At 47.0% G+C, this 745-nt stretch carries 1 protein-coding gene; it reads right to left on the reverse strand.

From position 1 onward, the window contains the following. Positions 1-303, reverse strand: a 303-nt coding sequence (locus ACP4J3_RS50820; RefSeq protein ID WP_426545111.1) for a hypothetical protein, incomplete at its 3' end; no start/stop codon positions are given. Positions 304-745: the final 442 nt, after the last annotated feature.

Consider the following 745-nt stretch of genomic DNA (forward strand, 5'->3'; position numbering starts at 1 on the left):
CCGAATAATTGTGCTTCTGCTAACTCCAAGTTTTTCAGCTAGGAATTGCTGATCCGCAACGACAGCGCCACACGTTGGATCGATATGCTCCGCTAAAAATGAGTACAGCTTCAGTGCTGATATGCCTTGGCTATCCTTCAGCAGCTCTCGAACGCGTTCCCAACCTTTTGGGGATACCTGTGTAAACCTTGAATTCTTCTTTGCTTCTTCGAGATCCTCGGTGCTTTTCTTTGCCTCATCTGAAAGTTGTTTCAGCCGTTTTTCTGAATCAATAAACATGATTTTTCCCTCTGAAAATCCCATGCACTAACGTTGGTTCAAATCTAAGCCATCATGATACATCTGTGCAACACCTTGTTGCGTGTTGTCGCATCCAGGATGCGACAACGTTGTGTCACCCTGGATGCAACAGGTAAACAAAAAACACACTAAAAAAACAACAACTTACAAATCGGCGTAAAAGATCTATTCTAGGCAAGGGTGTTGCGCTCACCGCAACACCCTTTGGAGGTGTCGGGGCGCAGCCCTGACCCAGTCTCGTAGCGATAGCGGAGGGTATACTGGCTTACTCCTCTGCAAGCCTCGTCAACCGTGATTTTTGTCCGATTTCGCGCTCTCCACGTTCAACAGTTCCATCATGTTTTTGCCGTCCGTTCACCACTAAAAGGGGGATGAAGGCTAAAATGCCTCAAAAATCGGGACAGGATGTGCAAATGTAATACCGTCACCCACGACGATGTTCCGT

The organism is Streptomyces sp. UG1, assembly GCF_049974585.1.
GTDB lineage: Bacteria > Actinomycetota > Actinomycetes > Streptomycetales > Streptomycetaceae > Streptomyces.